This window comes from Kushneria pakistanensis (assembly GCF_014652795.1).
GTDB classification, from domain to species: Bacteria; Pseudomonadota; Gammaproteobacteria; order Pseudomonadales; family Halomonadaceae; genus Kushneria; species Kushneria pakistanensis.
Genome location: NZ_BMZM01000002.1, coordinates 291,026 through 311,642 on the forward strand (window position 1 = coordinate 291,026; position 20,617 = coordinate 311,642).

Consider the following 20,617-nt stretch of genomic DNA (forward strand, 5'->3'; position numbering starts at 1 on the left):
ATGCTCGCCATCATCGCTTATGCCCTGGGCATCATGTATTCGCCCGGGCCCGTGAATCTGCTCGGTCTCAACATGGGACTTCAGGGGCAGGCCCGGGGCACCATCGGGTTTTGCCTGGGGGTGGGACTGGCCATGCTGCTGCTTTTTCTGCTGTTCGGGCTTGCCGGTGCGGCCTGGGTACAACCGCACGTGCTGGCGCTCATCGGCGCGCTGGGTTGCGGCTATATCCTCTATCTGGCCTTCAAGATCGCGCGATCCAGCATCGACCCGACCGCGCTGGAACAACCGCCGCGCGTGCTGCGCTTTCGCGATGGACTGATCATGCAGCTGGGCAACCCCAAGGGCATGATCGCCACCCTGCCGATCGCGACCCTGCAGTTTCCGGCTGCCGGCATCGATGGCGTCATGCTGCTTGTCTGGTCACTCGGGCTTGCGGTACTCGCTGTGGGCGCCCCGGGCAGCTACGCCGTGCTGGGCGCGCTGCTCGGCCGACGGCTGGAGAGCGCGCGTCTTTTCAGGGCCATCAACCTGATGATGGCCACGCTATTGGTGGGTGTGGCGCTGTCCATGGGGTGGGAGCATGTCTGGACACCGCTGATGTTATCGTCCGGGAAGGCATAGGCCGTTACACGGTTTACGGTTTATCGCCCCGCAACCGGTAAAGTTCGCTCGCCCGGGTCAGGTGATTGCCCATCGCACGGGCGGCGCCCTCGACGTCATGTTTTGACAGGTAGTGAACGATGTCGCGATGCTCTCTGAGCGTGACGTCCTCGGCACCCTGAAAGCTGATGATGGCCACGTGATAGTCCTTGAGCCAGTGCAGCATGCCCCGGGCGGTGGCTGAGAAGATGGGGTTGCCGGTCATGTCCGCAATCGCGTGGTGAAAGGCCATGTCGCGCTCGATGAACGCGGCACCGGTGGGCTGCCTTTCCATCTCATCAATCAGAGTCTCAAGATGGGCGATGTCCTCGGGCGTGGCCCGGGCCGCGGCCATGCGCACCATGCCGGTTTCGAAAAAAAGTCGCGCTTGTATGAGGTGATCGACGTTTTCCTCGGCGTTCGATAACAGCAGCCGGGCGGTGGTGTCGAACTGATCGATCATCGAGGCAACGCTGAATGCACTGACGCGCGCCCGCTCACCATGTGAAATGGTGATCAGACCTCTGGAGGCGAGACTCTGCATCGCCTCACGAACGGCCGGGCGCCCCACGCCAAAGCGACTCATCAGCTCGCGTTCGGGCGGCAGCTGATCCCCCGGTTGCAGCGCGCCGCTGCGGATGTCTTCAAGCAGCCTTTCAAGCACCTCATCGGAAAGCTTGCGCCGTCGAATCGGCTCATCGGAAGTTGGGAACATCGAAGCGATTTCCTTGTATGGGACCCATCATGGCCAGCGCTGTGGCGTCATGACCCTGTGGTGGTCGATGGCCTCACGGGCGGCTTCTGCCGGTGTCGGCGTCCTGTCATTGTCCCTGCCCGGGGCATCGGCTTCAACGCCTGCCTGATGCCGTTCAGGCCAGTGGGTCCGGACAGGCGCTGCACTTTTCCCGATGGCCGCCCGGGAGACCGACAGGGCACGTTTCGCTGTCAACAGCGAGGATCAATGCCGCAATGTCATTATACCAATGGTCGCATATGGGCCTTTTGTTGCGCCTGTCTTACTCAGAAGGACTCCGTCGTCAATGATCCCTTTCCCCCTCAAAACACGTGCTTTTGAGCTGTTTATGACCTTTTACGATGCAGGGCGATGTAGGAACACGTGTCTGTGTGCGACCTGAGTCGTATTGCGTCAGTGGTATGATGAGATGATGATCACTCCCGCCTGGCCAGGCCGTTATAAAGTCGATCGCAGCCGCGAAGGACTTTTGCCCATCCATGCCGGTGAACTGCCGTTGAGACGGCAGCGGGAGTGAAGTGATCATGTCTCACGCGCACACGGATGCCGTGGCGGCGTCTGCCATCCGCAAGGTTGCCATTCGTCTGGTGCCCTTCGTGGCCCTGATGTTTTTCATCAATTACCTTGACCGTACCGCGATCTCGTTTGCCGCACCCAACGGCATGAACAGCGACCTGGCCCTGAGCGCGGCGCAGTTTGGCTTTGCCTCCGGCATCTTCTTTCTGGGCTATATCCTGCTGGAAGTGCCCAGCAACATGGCCCTGCACCGCTTCGGCGCGCGCAAGTGGCTGGCCCGCATCATGGTGAGCTGGGGCGTGGTGGCACTGCTCTTTACCTGGGTGGACAGCGCCGTTGAACTCTATGCCCTGCGCTTTGCCCTGGGTGTAGCCGAGGCCGGTTTCTTTCCCGGTGCCATCCTCTTTTTGAGCCTGTGGGTGCCGGCGCGCTATCGCAGCCGCATCCTGGCGCTGTTCTATCTGGCCCAGCCGCTCACCACCGTTCTTGGCGCACCGCTGGCGGCCTCACTGATTCAGCATGACGGGTTCTTCTTTGGCCTGGCGGGCTGGCGCTTCATGTTCTTTGGCGTGGCCATCCCGGCGATCGTCATGGGCATCGTTGCCTGGTTTTACCTGGTGGATCGCCCGGCCGATGCCAAGTGGCTGACCGATGCCGAAAAGCGCTGGCTGACCGAGGCGCTTGAGCGCGAATCCCGTGAGAAGACCGGCAACGACCATGGTCGTCACGGTCTGAAGGTGGCCTTTACCAACGGCCGGGTCTGGACGCTGGCCCTGATCTATTTCGGCTTTATCTACGGCCTTTATGCGCTTGCCTTCTTTCTGCCGACCATCATTGGCGGATTTGAAGCGCAGTTCGGCACCCGTTTTGACCTGATGCAAAAGGGCCTGATTACCGCCATTCCCTACCTGCCGGCTGCCATCGTGCTCTATCTCTGGTCGCGTGATGCGACCCGACGCGGCGTGCGTACCTGGCATGTGGCCCTGCCCGCCTTTACCGGGGCGGTGAGCGTGCCGCTGGCGCTCTACATGGATTCTCCGGCGGCCACCGTTGCCGTGATTACCGTGACGGCCTGCTCCATCTTTGCCGCCCTGCCCAACTTCTGGACCCTGCCGACCCGGTTTCTGGACGGTGCGGCTGCGGCCGCAGGCGTTGCCCTGATCAATACGATCGGCAACATGGCCGGCTTCTCATCGAGCTATGTCACGGGCGCCCTGCACGATCTGACCGGCGGCTACACCGTGCCGATGTTCGTGGTCGGCGGTTTCATGCTGATGTCGGGCGTTCTGATGCTGGCCATCAGCCGGGCACCCCGGACCGGCACGGGGGTGCGGATGGCTCATGACGGTGCCCAGGCACACTGATTTACCCAGGGAGATGACATGGCCATTGGATTGAGTACGTACGCGTTTTTCTGGCGCGGATCAAAGCAGGTCGACACGCCCATGACGCTCGAGGCGATGCTGGAAGAGACCGCCGAGCTGGGCGGGGAGGTCTTTCAGATCTGCGACTATCCAGCGATCGAGACCTTCGATGAGGCGCGTCTGACGGCGCTGCGTGACCGTGCGCAAACGCTGGGCATCACGCTGGAGCTGGGCACCCGCGGTATCGCCCCTGAGCATCTGGAGCGCTATCTGACGCTGGCCCGTCTGCTCGATGTGCGCCTGATCCGCAGCATGCTGTATGCCGGTGAGGACCGCCCTGCCCTGCAGGAGGCCATCCGTCGACTCGAGACCCTTCTGCCGGCGCTGAAACAGCAGCAGGTGACGCTGGCGCTGGAGACCTACGAGCAGGTCAGCGTTGAAGCCCTGATGCAGGTGATCGAGACGATCGATGATGACCACATCGGCGTGTGTCTGGATCCCGGCAACTGCGTGGCCGCACTTGAACTGCCTGAGGCGGTCATTGCGCGCACGGCCGCCCGGGTAGTGAACCTGCACATCAAGGACTTTGCCTTTTCCCGCGCGCCCGGTTGGGTGGGCTTTCAGCTGACCGGCTGCCCGCTGGGCGAAGGGCTGTTACCGCTCAAGGCGATGCGCGAGGCGGTGAATCCCGAGGCACGCGGCATCAACGAGATTTTCGAGCACTGGCTGCCCTGGCAGCAGGACGAGGCAAGCACCTGCGCGCTGGAAGCGCAGTGGACCCGTCACAACATGGATTTTTTAAGGAGTCATCATGGATAACGTTTACCAGCATATCGCGATGGTCGGCGCCGGCGGCAAGATGGGCATGCGCATCTCGGCCAACCTCGAGCAGAGCGACAGCACGATCTACTACTGCGAAAACGCCCCTGCTGCGCAGGAGAAAATGCGCGAGGCAGGTCGCGAGGTCAGCGATATCGAACAGGTTATCGAGCAGTGTGATCTGGTCATTCTGGCCGTGCCCGATATCGTGCTGGGCAAGGTCTCCGAGGCGCTGGTGCCGCGCATGAAGGCGGGTGCCACGGTGCTGACGCTGGACCCGGCGGCGGCCTATGCCAATCTGCTGCACCAGCGTGACGAGATTCACTACGCTGTTGCCCACCCCTGCCATCCGTCGGTCTTTCTGGAGCGTCGCACCGACGAGGAGTGGGCCGACGCCTTTGGCGGCAGCGGCGCCGTACAGTCGGTAGCGGCGGCCTTTGAACAGGGCAGCGAAGCAGAGCGCGCCTCGCTCGAGACCGTCATCTGTCAGATGTACGGTCCGGTGGACAAGGTGCACTGGATGACCGTCACCCAGCTGGCCTATCTCGAACCGACCCTGGTGGAGACCGTGGCCTGCATGGTGGGCACCTTCATGAAGGAGGCGCTTGATGAAACGGTTGAGCGCACTGGCGTCGCGCGGGAGGCCGCCGAGGCGATGCTTTATGGCCACATCCAGATTGCGCTGGCCGTGGCGTTTCGCAGCACCAACCCGTTCTCGGATGCCTGCATGATCGCCATCGACTACGGGCGCGAAAACATCCTCAAGGATGACTGGAAGAAGATCTTCGAGCAGGAGGAGCTCGACAAGGTCATCGCGCGCATGCTCAAGATCGACAAGGTGCGCCGCGACACGCCGGCCCTGAACTGAGTCGACGCAGGCATACGTTGTTGAAGGGCCGATTCAGGATCGGCCCTTCTACCCCTTCTCGCCCTGCAGCCGCTCCAGCGCTCGCCGATAGGCGCCGCTTCTCACCGCGCGGCTGATCATCGGCATGGCGCTTTTGATACCTCTGCGCACCGCATGTCGCTGCAGGCGCGACAGTTTTAAATCCAGCATGTCATTGGCCCAGTCGGGCAACAGATCGATCCCCGCGCGCATGAACAGCGCCCCGGCCGGTCGCAGCACGAGATTGCGCGGCGGTGCATCCAGCAGTATCCGGATCACCTCGCGGGTGCGCTCGTCACACACCAGCTCATGACGCTTCTCCTCGAGGTAGTTCGTTATGGCATTCCGACTGTCGGGCACATGGCGCGCACCCAGCGCTTCGGCGATGCAGGCGGTCTCGAAGTAGTAGCGGTTTTGCTCGGCAACGCTTAGCTGCGGGTTGCGATAGCGCAGATGCCCGGCCATGAAGCGGCTCATTTCGGCCACGTGCACCCACACCAGCAGGTCGGGGTCGTCAGCGGCGTAGGGGCGGCCATCGGCAGCGTGGCCCTTCACATATTCATGGACCCGCCGCACCCGGGCAATCGCGATCTCGGCCTGCTCAAAGGTGCCGAAGCTGGTGGTGGCGATGAAGTCACTGGTGCGCCTGAGCCGTCCGATCATGTCTTCGCGAAAGCGGGAGTGATCCCAGATGCCGGCCAGCGCCAGCGGGTGCAGCATCTGCAGCAACAGCGCGCTGATGCCGCCGCACATCATCGGGGTGAAATCGCCGTGGATGTTGCGGACCAGCCCGTCACGGGGAAAGGGGCCGGGGTTTTGATGGGTACGCGCCTCGCCCAGGCGCTCGATCATGGCATCACGCAGAAAGGTCGAGGTCATGGGCGCAGGGCTCGCGTATTCGGCGTTGGAAGGACCGTCAGGGTTTCTGATGCGCTTTCAGTGTAGGACACCCTGACGGGGGCCGCGGGGCCTACACCTGGCCGTACTGCCCGGCGGCCTCGCCCAGCCAGCGTCGGATCAGCGGTTCGACTGACTCGGGCGCCTGATCGAGCATGGCGCGGGTCAGGCTGCGCACCGGTTCCAGCAGATCACGATCGCGGGTGAGATCGGCAATCTTCATGCCGACCAGTCCCGTCTGGCGGGTGCCCAGCACCTCACCGGGGCCGCGCAGTTCCAGATCACGCTCGGCGATGCGAAAGCCATCGTTGGATTCGCGCAGCACCGCCAGGCGCTCGCGCGAGGTATCCGACAATGGCGGGTGATAAAGCAGGACACAAAAGCTTTCGACCTTGCCGCGCCCCACCCGGCCTCTGAGCTGGTGCAGCTGCGCCAGCCCGAGACGCTCGGGGTTTTCAATGATCATGAGACTGGCATTGGGGACATCCACGCCCACCTCGATGACCGTGGTAGCGACCAGAAGATCCAGCTCGCCGTCACGAAAGGCGTTCATCACCTCGGCCTTCTCGGTGGCCTTCATGCGCCCGTGGACCAGGCCGACCTGAAACTCCGGCAGCGCCTCGGTCAGGGTATCGCGGGTCACCTCGGCGGCCTGACAGGTCAGCGCTTCGGATTCCTCGATCAGGGTGCAGACCCAGTAGGCCTGGCGACCGGCCTGACAGGCGTTGCGAATGCGCTCGGTGACCTCACCTCGGCGCTCGTCCGATACCGCGACGGTCTTGACCGGGGTGCGCCCGGGCGGCAGCTCATCGATGATCGAGACGTCCAGGTCGGCGTAGGCGCTCATGGCAAGCGTTCGTGGGATCGGCGTGGCGGTCATGATCAGCTGATGCGGGGTCGCACCACTCACCTCACCCTTCTGGCGCAGGGCCAGACGCTGGTGCACGCCGAAACGATGCTGCTCGTCGATCACGGCCAGGCCCAGGCGCTGGAAATGCACGTCTTCCTGAAAGAGTGCGTGGGTGCCGGCCACGACCTGTGCGCGTCCTTCACTGATCATGGCCTTGGCCTCGAGTCGTGCCTTGCCCTTGAGCTTGCCGGAAAGCCAGGCCACCTCAATACCCAGTGGCTCGAACCAGCGCTTGAGGCTCTTGTAGTGCTGCTCGGCCAGCAGCTCGGTGGGGGCCATGAGCGCGGCCTGATAGCCGCCGGTCACCGCCTGTAGCATGGCCATGGCCGCCACCACCGTTTTGCCGGAGCCAACATCGCCCTGTACCAGGCGCAGCATGGGGGTGGTCTGCTGGATATCCGCGCTGATCTCGCTCAGCACCCGACGCTGGGCGCCGGTCAGCGAAAACGGCAGCTGGGTCAGAAACCGGGTGGCAAGCCCGCCGCTGCCGGGCAGGGCCGGGGCGGCGTCATCCTGAATGCGCAGGCGAATGCGATACAGGCTTAGCTGGTGGGCGAGCAGTTCTTCCAGCGCCAGACGCCGCTGAGTGGGATGATGGCCGTCGGAAAGTCGTTCCAGGGGGGCATCCGGCGGCGGAAAGTGCAGGTAATCCAGCGACTCGCGCAGGGCCGGCAGACGAAAGCGGGTGCGGATGTGTTCGGGAATCAGCTCCTCGAGCGTGAGACTGCCCTGATCAAGATGCTCAAAGGCCTGACGAATCAGGGCACGCAGACGCGGCTGGGCCAGCCCTTCGGTGGTCGGGTAGATCGGCGTGAGGGTCTCCTCGACCTCATCAGCGGTGTCATCCTTTAAAAGCCGATACTCGGGATGATACATCTCAAGGCCGGTACTGCCGGAGCGTGCTTCGCCAAACAGGCGTATCCGGGCGCCGCGGGTAAACTGCGTGACCTGGGCCTGGGAGAAATGAAAAAAGCGCAGCGACATGATGCCCGAACCATCGCGCAGGCGGACCAGCAGGCTGCGCCGGCGACCCTGGATCACATCGGATGCCGTGACCTCGCCTTCCACCACCGCCTCGTGACCGGCGCGCAGGCCGGCAATCGGGGTGACCCTGGTGCGGTCCTGATAGCGCAGCGGCAGATGAAAGAGCAGATCCTCGGCGACCTGCAGGCCGAGACGTTCAAGGCGTTCGCGCATGGCCGGTCCCACGCCCTTGAGCGTGTTGAGATCCGTCGCGCCGCTGGCGGGCCGGGTCACGGCAGTGCTCATTGCGTATCGATCGCCTTCTGGGAGGCGCGGATGGCGCGGGTGATCGAGTCGATTGCCTTCGGGCGCGGAAAGCTGGCCCGCCAGGCCAGCGCCACGGTACGACTGGGCGCCGGGGCCTTGAACGGGCGTGTTTCCAGCAGGCCACTGGCGTAATGCACGCTGCCGGTGGCCGAGCGCGGGACGATGGTGATGCCCAGGCCCGAGGCGACCATGTGGCGAATGGTTTCCAGCGAACCGCCCTCGGCAATCAGGGTGTTGCCGGGCTGATGCACCTGAGTCTTGATGGTGGGACAGGCTTCAAGCACCTGATCGCGAAAGCAGTGGCCCTCGCCCAGCATCAGCATCTTCTCGTCATAGAGGACCTCGCGGTCGATCTCCTTTTGCGCAAGCCACGGGTGACCGGCCGGCATCAGGACGTCAAAGGGCTCCTCATAGAGCGACTTGGTCAACACGTCGGGCTCGGAAAAGGGCAGCGCCACGAGGATCACATCGAGCTCGCCGGAACGCAGCTTGCGCCGCAGCTCGCCGGTCAGGTTTTCCTCGATGTACAGCGGCATCTGCGGCGCTTCCTCGGAGAGCCTGGGAATCAGATGCGGAAAGAGATAGGGGCCGATGGTATGTATGGCACCGACCCGCAGCGGACTGGAGAGCTGGTCCTTGCCTTCATTGGCCAGCTCCTTGATGGCGCCGGCCTGTTCGAGCACGCGACTGGCCTGCTCGACGATTTTTTCGCCCAGCGGCGTGACCTGGACGGTGGACTTGCTGCGTTCAAACAGCGCCACGCCCAGTTCTTCCTCCAGTTTCTTGACCGCCACCGACAGGGTCGGCTGCGAGACGAAGCAACGCTCGGCGGCGCGTCCAAAATGACGCTCCTGGGCCAAGGTTACGATGTAGCGAAGTTCTGTTAGAGTCATGTAGCAGACCGTGCCAGCACGTGGAACAGGGAGTTGTCGCATGGAGCGACCGTTCAACTCAGGGCCTATAGTCAAACCTTATCGGCCCTATCAAGCAAGGAGCTTAGCGGGTGAATAAAACAATACTCATCCTTGGATGCGGTGATGTCGGCACCACGCTGGGGCAGCGCATGCTTGCGCAGGGACATCGCGTGGTCGGTGTGCGCCGCCATGCAGCGGGACTTCAGTCGTATGGCATCGAAGGCCTGTCGATGGATATCAACGAGGAATCCGCACTCGAGGCGCTGCCTGATGCCGACATTGTAGTCTATGCGCTCAGCGCTGACCGCTTTGAAGAAAGCGCCTATCAGGCCGCCTACGTCGACGGACTGGATCGGGTACTGCGTCATTTCGAGCAAAGGGCCCGGGCGCCGGAGCACGCATTTTTCGTCTCCTCGACCTCGGTCTATGGCCAGCAGGATGGCGAGACGGTCGACGAAGACAGTGAGCTTGATCCCAAAAGCTTCTCCGGGCGGCTGCTGGTCGAAGCCGAGCAGCGTCTGGCCGCCAGCCCGCTGCCGGGCACGTCCGTGCGCTTTTCAGGCATCTATGGTCCCGGACGCGAGCGGCTCATCGGTCAGGTGCAGGAAGGCCGTGTCGCTCCAAAGAGCCCGGCGATGTACTCCAACCGCATTCACCGCGATGACTGCGCCGGTGTGCTGGACTTTCTGATCGAGCGCGCGCTTGACGGCGAGCCACTCGAGCCGGTCTATCTGGGCAGTGATACCGAATCCACGCCGCTGCATGACGTGATGATGTGGCTGGCCGCCCGGCTCAACGTCGAACCCAGCAGCACCATTCAGTCTCCGCTGCGCCGACGTGCCAGCAAGCGCTGCGACAGCCGCCGGCTGATCGAGGCCGGTTATCAGTTTCAGTACCCCACCTTCCGTGAAGGCTACGCTCAGGTACTGCGGGAAGCGGGTATCAAGGTGAGTGAACAGGTCTGATGCCTGCGCCATCACACTGCCCTCAGCCTGTATCGGCATGAACATACCGGCATGAAAAAGGGGGCGATGTCACCAGAACATCGCCCCCCTTTCATTGGCCTGCAGGGCGTTCTAGTCGCCCAGTACCATGACCCCTTCGGCCTCAAACAGGCTGCCCTTTGGCAGTTCCTTCACGCCCACGGCAGCCCGCGCCGGATAGGGCGGCTGAAAATACTGCTCCATGACCTCATTGACCGTCGCAAAATGCGACAGATCCGTCAGGTACAGGTTGAGCTTGACGATATCGGCCAGTGAGCCTGCGGCCTCTTCACACACGGCCTGCATGTTTTTGAACACCTGATGGGCCTGCTGCTCGATATTATCGCTCACCATTTCCATGGTGCTCGGATCGAGCGGAATCTGACCGGACAGATAGATGGTGTTGCCGGCCTTGACGGCCTGTGAATAGGGGCCGATGGCCTTCGGGGCACGATCGGTATGGATGGCAGCACGATTGCTCATGAACACTCCCTGCGTTGTTGTTGAAAAGGCCTGTTGCAAAAGGGGCTGAAGCGCCGCCGCGTCAGCTGCCGGTACGGGACACGCGGCCCACGTAGACCAGGTTGCGCATGCGTCTGATGATGCGCGCCAGATGCACGCGGTTGCGTACCGACAGGGTCAGGTTGACGATCGACAGGCGCTCATCGCGTTCCTCGATATTAATGCGCTCGATGTTGGCTTCGGCGTCGTTGATCAGACTGGCAAGCTCGGCCACCAGTCCGCGGCGCGTTTCAATCTCAAGGCGCAGTCCCACCGGGAAGTCGTCCTCCACGTTATCGGACCACTGCAGCGGGAAACACTTTTCGGGATCCTCACGGCAGTCTTCCAGATTACCGCACTCGGAGCGATGTACCACAATACCGCGGCCGGCACTGAGATTGCCGACAATGGTATCGCCCGGCAGCGGATAGCAGCAGCGGGCGAAACTGATCACCATGTTGCGCGCGCCCGTAATGGCCATCGCGCCCTGTTGTTCATCGCTGTGCGCCTGAATGTTCTCGGGCTCACTGTCGGCCAGCCGTCGCGCCACGCTGTAGGCCACGCGGCTGCCCAGCCCGATCTCCTCAAGCAGGTCATCCAGCGAATTCAGCGCCAGCGCCTTGAGCAGCTCATCCACCTGGGCCTGCGAGAGGGTATCCAGCGTCAGGCTGAACGCGCTTAGGGCCTGATTGAGCAGACGCCGACCCAGCGCCACCGAATCATTGCGCTGCTGATGCTTGAGGGCGTGACGCACCGCCGAGCGGGCCTTGGCCGTGATCGTGAACGACAGCCACGCCAGATTGGGCTGGGCGCCCGGGGCGGTAATGATCTCGACCGTCTGACCGCTTTCAAGGCGCGATGACAGCGGCGCCAGATGGCGGTCGATACGACAGGCGATGCAGCTGTTGCCGATATCGGTGTGCACCGCATAGGCAAAGTCGATCGCGGTGGCACCGCGGGGCAGCTCCATGATGTCGCCCTTGGGGGTGAACACGTAGGCGTCATCGGGGAACAGGTCGTTTTTGACGTGCTCGATGAACTCCAGCGAATTGCCGGCGTGGCGCTGCATTTCCAAAAGGCCGCGCACCCATTCGCGGGCACGGGCGTGGCTGCCCATGGCGATCGGCCGGTCGGTCTGGCCGGCCTTGTAGAGCCAGTGGGCGGCAATGCCGTTGTTGGCCATTGCTTCCATCTCGCGGGTGCGAATCTGCACCTCGATGGGTATGCCGTTGGGACCAAAGAGCGTGGTATGCAGGCTCTGGTAGCCGTTGGCCTTGGGGATGGCGATGTAATCCTTGAACCGCCCCGGCACCGGCTTGTAGAGATTGTGCACCGCGCCCAGGATGCGATAGCAGGTGTCGACCCGGTCGGTGACGATGCGAAAGCCGAACACGTCCATCAGCTCGTTGAAGGGCTTTCGCTGGTCGCGCATCTTGCGATAGATCGACAGCAGATGCTTCTGGCGTCCCATGACCGTGCCGGTCAGCTCGTCACTGTCCAGCGTACTCTGCAGGGTGCTCTGAACGTGGCGCACCATCGAGCGGCGGTTGCCGCGCGCCTTGACCACCGCACGCTGGATGCGCTCGGCGCGCATCGGATGGATCGCCTGAAAGGAGAGATCCTCAAGCTCGACCCGAATGGTATTGATGCCCAGTCGTCCGGCAATGCGGGAATAGATTTCCAGCGTCTCGCGGGCGATGCGACGCTTCTTGTCCGGGCGCAGGGCGCCCAGCGTGCGCATGTTGTGCAGCCGGTCGGCGAGTTTGACGATGATGACGCGAATGTCGCGCGACATCGCCAGCACCATCTTCTGGAAGTTCTCCGCCTGAGCGACGGCCTTGTCCTCGAAGGTGATCTGGGTCAGCTTCGAGACACCGTCGACCAGCTCGGCCACTTCCTCACCGAACTGGCGTGACAGCGCCTCCTTGGTGATGCCGGTATCCTCGATCACGTCATGAAGCATCGCCGCCATCAGGCTTTGATAGTCCATGTGCATGTTGGCAAGGATGTTGGCCACGGCCAGCGGGTGGGTCACATAGGGCTCGCCGGAGCGGCGATGCTGGCCATCGTGGGCCTGTTCGGCGTAGTAGAAGGCGCGTCTGACCTGCGCGATCTCATCGACGGTCAGGTAGCCGTCCAGGCGGTCGGAGAGATCATCGATCGTGAACATGGCAGGTCAGCGTATGGGCAATGGGCTTATTCGCTTTCCGGCTCGTAGCGCGGACGCTGCGGCACCATGGCCTCCAGCGGCTCGTTGAGCACGGTACGGTCGACTTTCTGGGCTGCAATTTCGCGCAGGGCCATGACGGTGGCCTTGTCATTTTCCCAGGGGAGTTCGGCATTGCGCGAGCCGCGGGCCAGCTGACGGGCGCGATGGGTTGCGACCATGACCAGCTGAAAGCGGTTATCCATGTATTCGAGACAATCTTCAACCGTTACTCGTGCCATGATGCTGGCTCCTGAATGCGTGTGATCTGAGTGAAGACGCCCGGCGCGTCTTGTGCCAGGCGGTATCGTGTTCGGAAGGGGGGTCCGAGTCTACCGGAGCCCTTCCACTTCTGACAAGAGCTCGCCAATCAGCCCCTGGTTTGCCGCCTGTACCCGCGCCATTCGAAGACGTTCGGCACTGATCAGTCCTTTCAGCTCGTCCACGGCAGTGGCGAAATCATCGTTGATGACCAGATAGTCATACTCGTCGAAATGCGACATCTCGCTGACGGCGTCACGCATGCGGCGATCGATGGTGGCAGCGTCATCCTGTCCGCGGTTGGACAGACGCTCGCGCAGGGCCTCGCGCGAGGGCGGCAGAATGAAGATCGAGACGGCCTGTGGCATCTGGCTGCGCACCTGACGCGCACCCTGCCAATCGATTTCAAGGATGACATCCTCGCCGTGGGCCAGACGTTTTTCCACCTCCAGACGCGAGGTGCCATAGTGGCGATCAAAGACCCAGGCGTGTTCGAAGAACTCACCGCGCTGGATCATCGCCTCGAAGGCGGCTTCATCAACAAAGTGATAGTTGATGCCATCGGTTTCGCCGGGGCGCATCTGGCGGGTCGTATGGGAGACCGAGACACCGATGTGCGACGTGGCGGCGATAAGCTCGCGTACCAGACTGGTCTTGCCGGCGCCCGACGGGGCGGAAATGATGTAGAGCGTGCCCTGGGACATGAAAGCGATCCGAATGAATGGCTGCAAGGCGCACCATTATGGCACAGCCCTGCAGCCGCCCGTGAGGAGATTGCTCAGGCCGCCACGGCGATCTCGTCATGCAGGGGAACATTGGCCAGCTGTGACATCGCCTGCCGATAGGCTTCAACGTTTTTCGGATACTTCACACCCTCCACCAGCGAGAGCTGGCGCAGCACCGGAAAGAGTTCAATGTCATCCATCGACAGCACGCCGTTGACCGCCTCCGGCGACTGGATCAGCGCGTCGAGCTCGTTGAGCCAGCGCTCCAGATCGACCAGCAGTTCGGGGGTCTGCGCCAGCAGCGTGTCGAAGCTGCCAAACGTCGCTTCCTTGTTACGTGTGAAGTACTCGGCAGCCTCGGGCGTGGCGAACTCGCCCAGCGGTGCCCGCGGTACGCGGGGAATAAAGAGCTTTATCACGGTATCGCCTGAAGCCTTTACCCAGCGCTCGATCTCCTGATTGCGTGGACCATCCAGCACCTTCACACCTTCGGCTTCGCTGTCGATGCACTGCACGATATCCAGGCTCTCGTCCACGGTATGGCCATCCTCGAATTCAAGAATCGGCACCTTCTTCTCTCCGACCAGTCGCGTAGGGGTCTCGGCGTCGTCATTGAGCAGCGTCTGCAGGGTGACCGGCACATCGCGCAGGCCAAAGATCATGCGTGCCTTCACGCAAAACGGGCAGTGATCATAGATATACAGGTCCATCGTCTTCTCCGCGGCGTCCATGTCCTGAAGCAAGCCTGGGCGACACAGGCACAACCTGCCACCCGATCATGACGTTTCGGGTACTACTTTTTCGCAAATATTGCCTTGCGGGTCTGCCCTTCCTGTCCATCACTCATGTCTTTGTCGTTCATCGTTCATGACAGGGCGCGCGAGCCTCGTCTGTGTGCACGCTTGATCCAGATTCGACAGCCGTTGAGCGCGATGACAGTCAGCAATAGATATTCCAGCGACATGGCATAAACGCCCTGGCGCGCAAAAATCACCACGCTGATGATGTTGATCACGACCCAGAGCAGCCAGTTCTCGACGTATTTGCGTGTCATCAGAATCATTGCCGCGATGGAAAGCACCATCAGGCACGCGTCCCAGAACGGGAAGGCGTCCGGCTGCAGTGTCGGCATGGCCACATTCAGACCGGCAGCCTGCATGACGCTGACGGCCATGCGGGTCAAAAGGGCAAAGACCGGATCGATATAAAGGGTCATCAGGGCGATGGCGCCGGCACAGGTGCAAAGCCAGGCAATGGCCTTTGGCAGGGGCAGCCAGCGAATACGAAGCAGCGTTTCATTGTCATCGCTCTGGCGTGACCACGCGTACCAGCCGTAAATATTGGCCACCAGAAAAAACAGCTGCAGCAACAGGCTGGCGTAGAGCTGAATCTGGAAGAAAATGACCGCAAAGAGCGTCACGTTGATCAGGCCGAACGCGTAATTGCTGACCTTCTCCTGGCTGGCGAGCCAGATACAAAGCAGCCCTGCCAGCGTGCCGATGGCCTCGATCCATGACAGATCATAGCCGCCAGCGCCGATCGGGATATGAACCAGAATGTTTTGCGTGCTGAAAAAATCCATGTACCTGCCCCGGACGTTGCGTGGTGGTCATGGTGTCTTATCGCACGATGCGCTCAGCGGCAATGCCTGATCGCGACAGGCCCTGCCGCAGGCGCCGTCAGGGCACCGGTACAAGCAGGCCAGCGCGCCGACTCTGGCAGCCCGCACGCTGGCTTGATGTCCTCAGGATCGATCCAGCACCGGGTAGTGACGAAAGAGTCCTTCCTCGGAAAACGGCAGACGTCGCTCGGAGGCGAGATACTCGCTGATCAGGGGCAGCTCCAGGACGTGATCGTGCAGGGTGATGACCTTCGGTATTTCCGGTTCCAGCGCGGCCATGGCCCTGGGGAAGGCGTAGCGCAGCCCCTGCACCATGTGAAAGAGCGACAGATCCACATAGGACAGTCGCTTGCCGACCAGATACACCGTGCTTTCGGGATTTTTGTCGATGATCTGCTCGAAATAGTGAAAGAACTTCGGCAGGCGGTTATCGAGGAAATTGCCGGCCCGGCGAATCGCCTCCTCCTGTTGATCCTCGAAGTAAAGCTCCGGCCCCAGCGGGTGATGAACATCATGGGCTTCGGCGACAAAATCGGTAATGGTCAGCTGCAGGCTGTGGGCCCAGTACTGATAGACCTTGTCATCGTTGATCAGCTTGAGCCGTGGGGCCAGAAACAACAGGATATTGGCGACATGGGAGATGACCTCCTTGCCCGCCTTTAAAAAGGGCGGTGCCAGGGGCGGATAGTCGGTCACGCTACCTTCAAGCCAGGCCGTGATCGCCTCGACCCCGTAGCCGGGCTCGGTGCTGTTGCCCACATCGATATAGTCGGCGCCGCCGGCTTCCAGCGCTAGTCGAATGAATTCGCCCCGACCGGGAATGGTCGGCCAGTAATAGAGCTCGTAACGCATGGTGTTCTCTCCGCACTGACGTCTCTGATAACGCGCATAGTGACAGCCGGGACGGGCTGAGATGAAGACATCCGCCCGGCAAAGGCATTAAACGGCATATTCACAGCGTGCGCCAAAGGTCCGGTCTCAGACCGTCTGCCACCGCGGCGGCGCGTTCTGCGCCAGTGCCTGAACAATGATCTCCAGTGCCTGCGCCAGGGCTTCCCGGCCGGGGGCGGCACTCAGACAGATCCGGATTGCCTGCGGCGCCGCCGTGCTGCCGACACAGAACGTCTCGGCCGATGCGACGCGCACGCCCGAGTGTTCCAGCGTCTCGACCAGTGCCTGGGCGCGGTGTTCTGCGGGCAGTACCAGCCAGGCATAGAAGCCACCGCGGCGCATGGAGAGATCAAACTCGCCCAGCGCCTCACGCACCATTGCCTGACGTGCTTCAAGCTCCTCGAACTGCCACGCCAGTAGCCGGTCAGCCTCTCCGCTGTCCAGCCAGCGCCCGGCAATCCCGGCGATGAGCGCCGGTGGCGCCCAGCACTGATTGCGCAGGCTGATATGCAGGCGCTCCAGCAGCGGTGCAGGCGAGCGCACGACGCCTGAACGCAGGCCGCCGCCCAGAATCTTGGCCACCGAAAACACGAATATCGTGCGCTCCGGCGCCAGCTGATACAGCGGCGTGCCGCGGGCCTCGGGCGGCAGATGCATCACACCGTCCTCGATCAGCCAGAAGTCCCGCTCACGCGCCAGCGCCACCAGTGCCTCGCGGCGCTCGGGGGACAGCTGCACGGTGGTGGGGTTGTGATGCTCAGGCATGACATAAAGTGCCTTGAAGGGCGTGCGCTCGTGGCGCGCGGCCAGCGCCGCCACATCGATACCTTGCTCATCAAAGGGCACGGCCACCATCTTCAGCGCCTGCTGCCGCGCGGCACTGATCACACCCGGGTAGCTCAGCGCCTCGGCCGCCAGTCGATCGCCCGGCGAGAGCAGTGCCGACATGGCCAGGGCGATGCCGTTCATGCCGCCCTGGGTGATCAATAGCTCATCGGCATCCACGGTCAGCCCCTGCGCCGTCAGCCAGTCGGCATAGCGCTGACGGTGCGTGGTCATGCTGTCATCCAGCGGATAGTCGATGGCCTGCTCAAGCGCGGCAGGTTCAAGCGCCATGGCACTCATGAAACGTCCCAGCGTGGCCTGACGCGTCGGGTGCGGTGGCGGCAGTGACATGCCCAGATCCACCAGGCCCTCATGGGGCGCACCGATGACCCGGGCGAAGCCCTCGGCAGTCGGTCTGGCCTTGACGAAGGTGCCGCTGCCTACCTGGGCACTGACCAGCCCGCTCTGCTCCACCAGCGCATAGGCCCGGGTGACGGTACCGACCGTGACGCCCAGCGCATCGGCCAGCCGACGCTGGGGCGGCAGCTTTTCACCCGGCGGCAGTTCGCCGTTGTTGATGGCCCGCTCGATGGCCTGGGCCAGCGCCCGATAGCGTGGACCTTCCTGCGAAAGCTCGGGGTTCCATATTGTCATGGTGACAATAAATCCGTTGACGGTGACATTGGAAAACGTATGCTCGAATTGTCACCCATAAGCGGGTAACACTTCCACAATTGTATTCATACAATGAGAGTGAGGCCGTCATGATGTCCGTCAGCTGGTGGGTCTCCGTGACCCTGTTCGCCATCACCATGACCGGCACGCCCGGCCCCAACAACGTCATGCTGACGGCCTCGGGGGCGATGTACGGCTTTCGCCGCACGCTGCCCCACATTGTCGGCATTCTGCTGGGCGGGCTGGTGCTCTTTACGCTCATCGCGCTGGGCCTGGGCACGCTGTTTCAGCGCTATCCGCTGATCCAGCAGGGGCTACAGATCATGGGCGCGCTCTATCTGCTCTATCTGGCCTGGCGCATCGCCTCGGCGCCGCCGCCCGAGTTTGATGTGACTGGTGATGCCCGACCCCTGACGCTGTGGCAGGCGGCCACCTTTCAGTTCGTCAATCCCAAGGTGTGGGTGATGGGGCTGACCCTGATGGCCAGCTTTCTGCCGTCTCAGGGCCCGCTCTGGGTCAATGCCTTCGGGCTGGCCCTGCTCATGGAGATCATCGCCCTGCCCTGCATCTCGCTGTGGGCGGGCTTTGGCATGGTGATTGCGCGTTTTCTGACCACCCCACGTGCGTGGCGCATCTTCAATGTCACCATGGGGCTGATGACTGCCGCCTGCGTGATCTTCATTGTAAAGTGAGGCTCACTTCCAACCATCAGCAGGGGCAGTATCCGCATGAGTGACAGGCCTGGAACATTCGGCGTGACAGGACACGGTGTGAGCGTGCGCGATGTGAGGAATCAGGATCTCGCCGCCATCCACGCCATCTATGGCCACCATGTCCGCCATGGGTTGGGTTCCTTTGAAGAAGTGCCGCCCACGCTTGAGGAAATGACCCGGCGCTGTGCCGCCATTGGCGAGGCCGGGCTGCCCTGGCTGGTGGCCACGATCGATGAGGCGGTAGTGGGCTACGCCTACGCGGGCTTTTTCCGCCCGCGCAGCGCCTTTCGCTTCTGTCTGGAGGACTCGGTCTATGTCAGCCATGACGCCCACGGCCGCGGCGTGGGCAGTGCGCTGCTGGGCGAGCTGCTTACCCGCTGCGAAGCCGGCCCGTGGCGCCAGATGACCGCCCTGATCGGCGACAGCGACAACGCGGGCTCGATAGCGCTGCACAGGCGCTTTGGCTTTGAGCATCAGGGCGTGATCAAGGCCTGCGGCTTCAAGTTCGGCCGCTGGGTTGATGTTGTCATGATGCAGCGCGCGCTGAATGACGGCAGCACTACCCTGCCGGACGCGTAGGGGGCAAGCGCCCTTCTCCTGATAGCGTCCTGATAGCGAACACAACAACGCCATCGACCCTGCGGTCGATGGCGTTTGTCGTATGGCGGATGTTGTTTCAACGACTCGAGCGGTCTGCCTACTGCATCATTGCGCCGCCGGCCTCGTCATCCAGGGCAATGCCGGTCACGCCGATCTCCTCGGCCAGCGCCAGCAGGTAGTGGCGCAGGGCACGTCGGGTGGCCTGCTCGCGCAGGGTGTGGCGCACGCGGTCGATCACGGCGTCCAGTGGCAGCGGTTCTCCCTCGATATGCCTGTCCACCTGCACCAGGTGCCAGCCGTAGCGCGAGGCCAGCGGGCGGTCATGCAGGCCCTCGGGGAGGCGTTTGAGGGCATCATCAAGTTCCGGCACGGTCTGACCCGGGGAGAGTTCCCCCAGCGCGCCACCGCTCTCCCTTGATGGGCAGGCAGAAAAACGCAGGGCAAATTCGTCAAAGCGCTCCGGGTGCTCGGAAAGCTCAAGAAGCAGGGATTCTCCCTGCGTTTTCATTTCGTCACGGCCTTCGTCATCATCCGGTGCCGCCGGCAGCAGGATGTGGCGCACGCGATAGCGTGGCGGCGTGCAAAAGCGCTCGCGGTTGGCCTCAAAGTAGCGCTCGCAGGTGGCGTCATCGGGTTCGGGTGTGGTCAGCGCCTGTTCCAGCAGGGCACTGACGCGCACCTGTTCATCATCCGTGGTGTCATCAAGGCCCTGCTCATGGGCTTGCTGGCGCAATAGCTCACGAATGACCAGCGCCCGCGCCGCGGCCAGCTGCGCCTCTTCGGGCGAGTCAGCGACGTGATACTGCATCTCGCCGGCAATCTCGGCCGGGTCGATGGGGGTATCGCCCACGTGAATGGGCGGCAGGGCCAGGGTCGGATCATTCGGCAGCGTTTGTGTGTCGATCATCTGCATGGTGTTGTCTCCTCAGGCGCGGCGGCGTACCAGCTGATAGCGACGGCCGATGTAGCCAAACGGCGCGCTCCAGGCGTGGACCAGACGGGTGAAGGGGAACACCATCACGATGGTCAGGCCGACGAAGATGTGCAGCTTGTAGATCACGCCTACATCCATCAGATGGCTGGCGGCGTTGGAGCGGAAAAAGACGATGGACTGTGCCCACTCGGCCAGCGGCAGCATCACACTGCCATCGAGATGTTCAGTCGCGGAAATGATGGTCAAGAGCCCCAGCGTGACCTGCACCATCAGCAGGATCAAAATGACGTTATCACTGCGGCTGGAACTGGCGCGTACGCGAGGGTCGGTCAGCCGACGGTGGAGCAGGATCAGACCGCCTGCCAGGCAGAAAATGCCGGCAATGCCGCCCACGAGGATCGCCATGATCTGTTTGTTGCCGGGCGTGATGGCCCATTCATAGGCCCAGTGCGGGGTCAAAAGCCCGACCAGGTGACCAAAAAAGATCACGATGATACCGATGTGGAACATGTTGCTGCCCAGGCGCATGCGGCGCTTGCTGAGCATCTGGCTCGACCCGGTTTTCCAGGTGTACTGCGCGTGGTCAAAGCGCAGGATGCTGCCGAGCAGAAAGACCGTACCGGCAAGATAGGGATAGAAGCCGAACAGCAGGGTATGGGCGTAATCCATCATGATGTGACTCCCTCAAGCTCA

The 20,617-nt window shown here is 62.4% G+C and carries 22 protein-coding genes; 7 read left to right on the forward strand and 15 right to left on the reverse strand.

All coding sequences use genetic code 11. The features are described from left to right. On the forward strand, positions 1-621 hold the full coding sequence (locus IE123_RS06790; RefSeq protein WP_189516426.1) for a LysE family translocator: 621 nt from the start codon (positions 1-3) through the stop codon (positions 619-621). Positions 622-634: 13 nt separating this feature from the next. Here the strand turns inward: IE123_RS06790 and nanR are convergent, their stop codons facing one another. Beyond that, a complete protein-coding gene (gene nanR, locus IE123_RS06795; protein ID WP_189516428.1) occupies positions 635-1,354 on the reverse strand; it encodes a transcriptional regulator NanR in 720 nt (239 codons plus the stop codon). A 27-nt stretch (positions 1,355-1,381) separates the two neighbouring features. Continuing rightward, positions 1,382-1,588, reverse strand: a complete 207-nt coding sequence (locus IE123_RS06800) for a hypothetical protein (protein ID WP_189516430.1) — start codon at positions 1,586-1,588, stop codon at positions 1,382-1,384. 329 nt (positions 1,589-1,917) lie between these two features. Here IE123_RS06800 and IE123_RS06805 point away from each other — a divergent pair, with 329 nt between their 5' ends. The 3 genes from IE123_RS06805 to IE123_RS06815 are packed head-to-tail and all read left to right on the forward strand — an operon-like array spanning position 1,918 to position 4,960. After that, complete coding sequence (locus IE123_RS06805) at positions 1,918-3,273, forward strand: MFS transporter (protein WP_189516432.1); 1,356 nt, start codon at positions 1,918-1,920, stop codon at positions 3,271-3,273. 18 nt (positions 3,274-3,291) lie between these two features. Then, the gene (locus tag IE123_RS06810; protein WP_189516434.1) at positions 3,292-4,092 is read left to right on the forward strand and encodes a sugar phosphate isomerase/epimerase family protein; all 801 of its coding nucleotides are present in this window, start codon (positions 3,292-3,294) and stop codon (positions 4,090-4,092) included. Continuing rightward, positions 4,085-4,960 carry a phosphogluconate dehydrogenase C-terminal domain-containing protein gene (locus tag IE123_RS06815; RefSeq protein WP_189516436.1) on the forward strand — a complete coding sequence of 292 codons (876 nt, stop codon included), beginning with the start codon at positions 4,085-4,087 and terminating at the stop codon, positions 4,958-4,960. The genes IE123_RS06810 and IE123_RS06815 overlap by 8 nt, the downstream gene beginning before the upstream one ends. Before the next feature lie 48 nt (positions 4,961-5,008). On the opposite strand, the gene IE123_RS06820 is transcribed toward IE123_RS06815, so the two are convergent. The 3 genes from IE123_RS06820 to IE123_RS06830 form a co-directional block, all read right to left on the reverse strand. Then, entirely contained in the window at positions 5,009-5,857 is an 849-nt protein-coding gene (locus IE123_RS06820; RefSeq protein ID WP_189516438.1) for an oxygenase MpaB family protein, read from the reverse strand. Between the two features lie 91 nt (positions 5,858-5,948). After that, on the reverse strand, positions 5,949-8,054 hold the full coding sequence (recG, locus tag IE123_RS06825; protein WP_189516441.1) for an ATP-dependent DNA helicase RecG: 2,106 nt from the start codon (positions 8,052-8,054) through the stop codon (positions 5,949-5,951). Next, on the reverse strand, positions 8,051-8,968 hold the full coding sequence (locus IE123_RS06830) for a hydrogen peroxide-inducible genes activator (protein ID WP_189516443.1): 918 nt from the start codon (positions 8,966-8,968) through the stop codon (positions 8,051-8,053). The genes recG and IE123_RS06830 overlap by 4 nt, the downstream gene beginning before the upstream one ends. 110 nt (positions 8,969-9,078) lie before the next feature. On the opposite strand from IE123_RS06830, the gene IE123_RS06835 reads away from it, so the two are divergent. Further along, positions 9,079-9,954 carry an SDR family oxidoreductase gene (locus tag IE123_RS06835; RefSeq protein WP_189516445.1) on the forward strand — a complete coding sequence of 292 codons (876 nt, stop codon included), beginning with the start codon at positions 9,079-9,081 and terminating at the stop codon, positions 9,952-9,954. Between the two features lie 111 nt (positions 9,955-10,065). Here the strand turns inward: IE123_RS06835 and ridA are convergent, their stop codons facing one another. From ridA to IE123_RS06875, 8 genes are all read right to left on the reverse strand, one after another. Beyond that, entirely contained in the window at positions 10,066-10,455 is a 390-nt protein-coding gene (ridA, locus tag IE123_RS06840; RefSeq protein ID WP_189516447.1) for a deaminase RidA, read from the reverse strand. Between the two features lie 61 nt (positions 10,456-10,516). Beyond that, positions 10,517-12,643, reverse strand: coding sequence for a RelA/SpoT family protein (locus IE123_RS06845; RefSeq protein ID WP_189516449.1), 2,127 nt, complete (start codon positions 12,641-12,643; stop codon positions 10,517-10,519). A gap of 26 nt (positions 12,644-12,669) precedes the next feature. Next, positions 12,670-12,921, reverse strand: a complete 252-nt coding sequence (gene rpoZ / locus IE123_RS06850) for a DNA-directed RNA polymerase subunit omega (protein WP_189516452.1) — start codon at positions 12,919-12,921, stop codon at positions 12,670-12,672. Positions 12,922-13,011: 90 nt separating this feature from the next. Beyond that, a complete protein-coding gene (gene gmk / locus IE123_RS06855) occupies positions 13,012-13,644 on the reverse strand; it encodes a guanylate kinase (RefSeq protein ID WP_189516454.1) in 633 nt (210 codons plus the stop codon). 74 nt (positions 13,645-13,718) lie between these two features. Beyond that, a complete protein-coding gene (gene grxB, locus IE123_RS06860) occupies positions 13,719-14,375 on the reverse strand; it encodes a glutaredoxin 2 (RefSeq protein ID WP_189516456.1) in 657 nt (218 codons plus the stop codon). Between the two features lie 155 nt (positions 14,376-14,530). Beyond that, positions 14,531-15,247, reverse strand: a complete 717-nt coding sequence (gene pnuC, locus IE123_RS06865; protein WP_189516458.1) for a nicotinamide riboside transporter PnuC — start codon at positions 15,245-15,247, stop codon at positions 14,531-14,533. A 162-nt stretch (positions 15,248-15,409) separates the two neighbouring features. Then, positions 15,410-16,138 carry a glutathione S-transferase gene (locus IE123_RS06870; protein WP_189516460.1) on the reverse strand — a complete coding sequence of 243 codons (729 nt, stop codon included), beginning with the start codon at positions 16,136-16,138 and terminating at the stop codon, positions 15,410-15,412. Between the two features lie 126 nt (positions 16,139-16,264). Beyond that, positions 16,265-17,656 carry an aminotransferase-like domain-containing protein gene (locus tag IE123_RS06875; protein WP_189516462.1) on the reverse strand — a complete coding sequence of 464 codons (1,392 nt, stop codon included), beginning with the start codon at positions 17,654-17,656 and terminating at the stop codon, positions 16,265-16,267. A 113-nt stretch (positions 17,657-17,769) separates the two neighbouring features. Here IE123_RS06875 and IE123_RS06880 point away from each other — a divergent pair, with 113 nt between their 5' ends. Then, complete coding sequence (locus IE123_RS06880; protein WP_373295800.1) at positions 17,770-18,369, forward strand: LysE family translocator; 600 nt, start codon at positions 17,770-17,772, stop codon at positions 18,367-18,369. Positions 18,370-18,405: 36 nt separating this feature from the next. After that, complete coding sequence (locus tag IE123_RS06885; protein ID WP_189516466.1) at positions 18,406-18,969, forward strand: GNAT family N-acetyltransferase; 564 nt, start codon at positions 18,406-18,408, stop codon at positions 18,967-18,969. Between the two features lie 118 nt (positions 18,970-19,087). On the opposite strand, the gene IE123_RS06890 is transcribed toward IE123_RS06885, so the two are convergent. Together IE123_RS06890 and narI are read right to left on the reverse strand one after the other, a co-directional pair. After that, positions 19,088-19,903, reverse strand: coding sequence for a peptidylprolyl isomerase (locus IE123_RS06890; protein ID WP_189516468.1), 816 nt, complete (start codon positions 19,901-19,903; stop codon positions 19,088-19,090). 12 nt (positions 19,904-19,915) lie between these two features. Further along, the gene (gene narI, locus IE123_RS06895; protein WP_189517853.1) at positions 19,916-20,593 is read right to left on the reverse strand and encodes a respiratory nitrate reductase subunit gamma; all 678 of its coding nucleotides are present in this window, start codon (positions 20,591-20,593) and stop codon (positions 19,916-19,918) included. Positions 20,594-20,617 lie beyond the last annotated feature (24 nt).

Bases quoted from the DNA above. Each gene is read 5' to 3' on its own strand.
- IE123_RS06870 (WP_189516460.1), bottom strand. From the start codon at position 16,138: ATGCGTTACGAGCTCTATTACTGGCCGACCATTCCCGGTCGGGGCGAA.
- grxB (WP_189516456.1), bottom strand. From the start codon at position 14,375: ATGGACCTGTATATCTATGATCACTGCCCGTTTTGCGTGAAGGCACGC.
- IE123_RS06880 (WP_373295800.1), top strand. From the start codon at position 17,770: ATGTCCGTCAGCTGGTGGGTCTCCGTGACCCTGTTCGCCATCACCATG.
- IE123_RS06810 (WP_189516434.1), top strand. From the start codon at position 3,292: ATGGCCATTGGATTGAGTACGTACGCGTTTTTCTGGCGCGGATCAAAG.
- ridA (WP_189516447.1), bottom strand. From the start codon at position 10,455: ATGAGCAATCGTGCTGCCATCCATACCGATCGTGCCCCGAAGGCCATC.
- nanR (WP_189516428.1), bottom strand. From the start codon at position 1,354: ATGTTCCCAACTTCCGATGAGCCGATTCGACGGCGCAAGCTTTCCGAT.
- recG (WP_189516441.1), bottom strand. From the start codon at position 8,054: ATGAGCACTGCCGTGACCCGGCCCGCCAGCGGCGCGACGGATCTCAAC.
- rpoZ (WP_189516452.1), bottom strand. From the start codon at position 12,921: ATGGCACGAGTAACGGTTGAAGATTGTCTCGAATACATGGATAACCGC.
- gmk (WP_189516454.1), bottom strand. From the start codon at position 13,644: ATGTCCCAGGGCACGCTCTACATCATTTCCGCCCCGTCGGGCGCCGGC.
- IE123_RS06820 (WP_189516438.1), bottom strand. From the start codon at position 5,857: ATGACCTCGACCTTTCTGCGTGATGCCATGATCGAGCGCCTGGGCGAG.
- IE123_RS06805 (WP_189516432.1), top strand. From the start codon at position 1,918: ATGTCTCACGCGCACACGGATGCCGTGGCGGCGTCTGCCATCCGCAAG.
- IE123_RS06885 (WP_189516466.1), top strand. From the start codon at position 18,406: ATGAGTGACAGGCCTGGAACATTCGGCGTGACAGGACACGGTGTGAGC.
- IE123_RS06845 (WP_189516449.1), bottom strand. From the start codon at position 12,643: ATGTTCACGATCGATGATCTCTCCGACCGCCTGGACGGCTACCTGACC.
- IE123_RS06790 (WP_189516426.1), top strand. From the start codon at position 1: ATGCTCGCCATCATCGCTTATGCCCTGGGCATCATGTATTCGCCCGGG.
- IE123_RS06875 (WP_189516462.1), bottom strand. From the start codon at position 17,656: ATGACAATATGGAACCCCGAGCTTTCGCAGGAAGGTCCACGCTATCGG.
- pnuC (WP_189516458.1), bottom strand. From the start codon at position 15,247: ATGGATTTTTTCAGCACGCAAAACATTCTGGTTCATATCCCGATCGGC.
- IE123_RS06830 (WP_189516443.1), bottom strand. From the start codon at position 8,968: ATGACTCTAACAGAACTTCGCTACATCGTAACCTTGGCCCAGGAGCGT.
- IE123_RS06815 (WP_189516436.1), top strand. From the start codon at position 4,085: ATGGATAACGTTTACCAGCATATCGCGATGGTCGGCGCCGGCGGCAAG.
- narI (WP_189517853.1), bottom strand. From the start codon at position 20,593: ATGGATTACGCCCATACCCTGCTGTTCGGCTTCTATCCCTATCTTGCC.
- IE123_RS06890 (WP_189516468.1), bottom strand. From the start codon at position 19,903: ATGCAGATGATCGACACACAAACGCTGCCGAATGATCCGACCCTGGCC.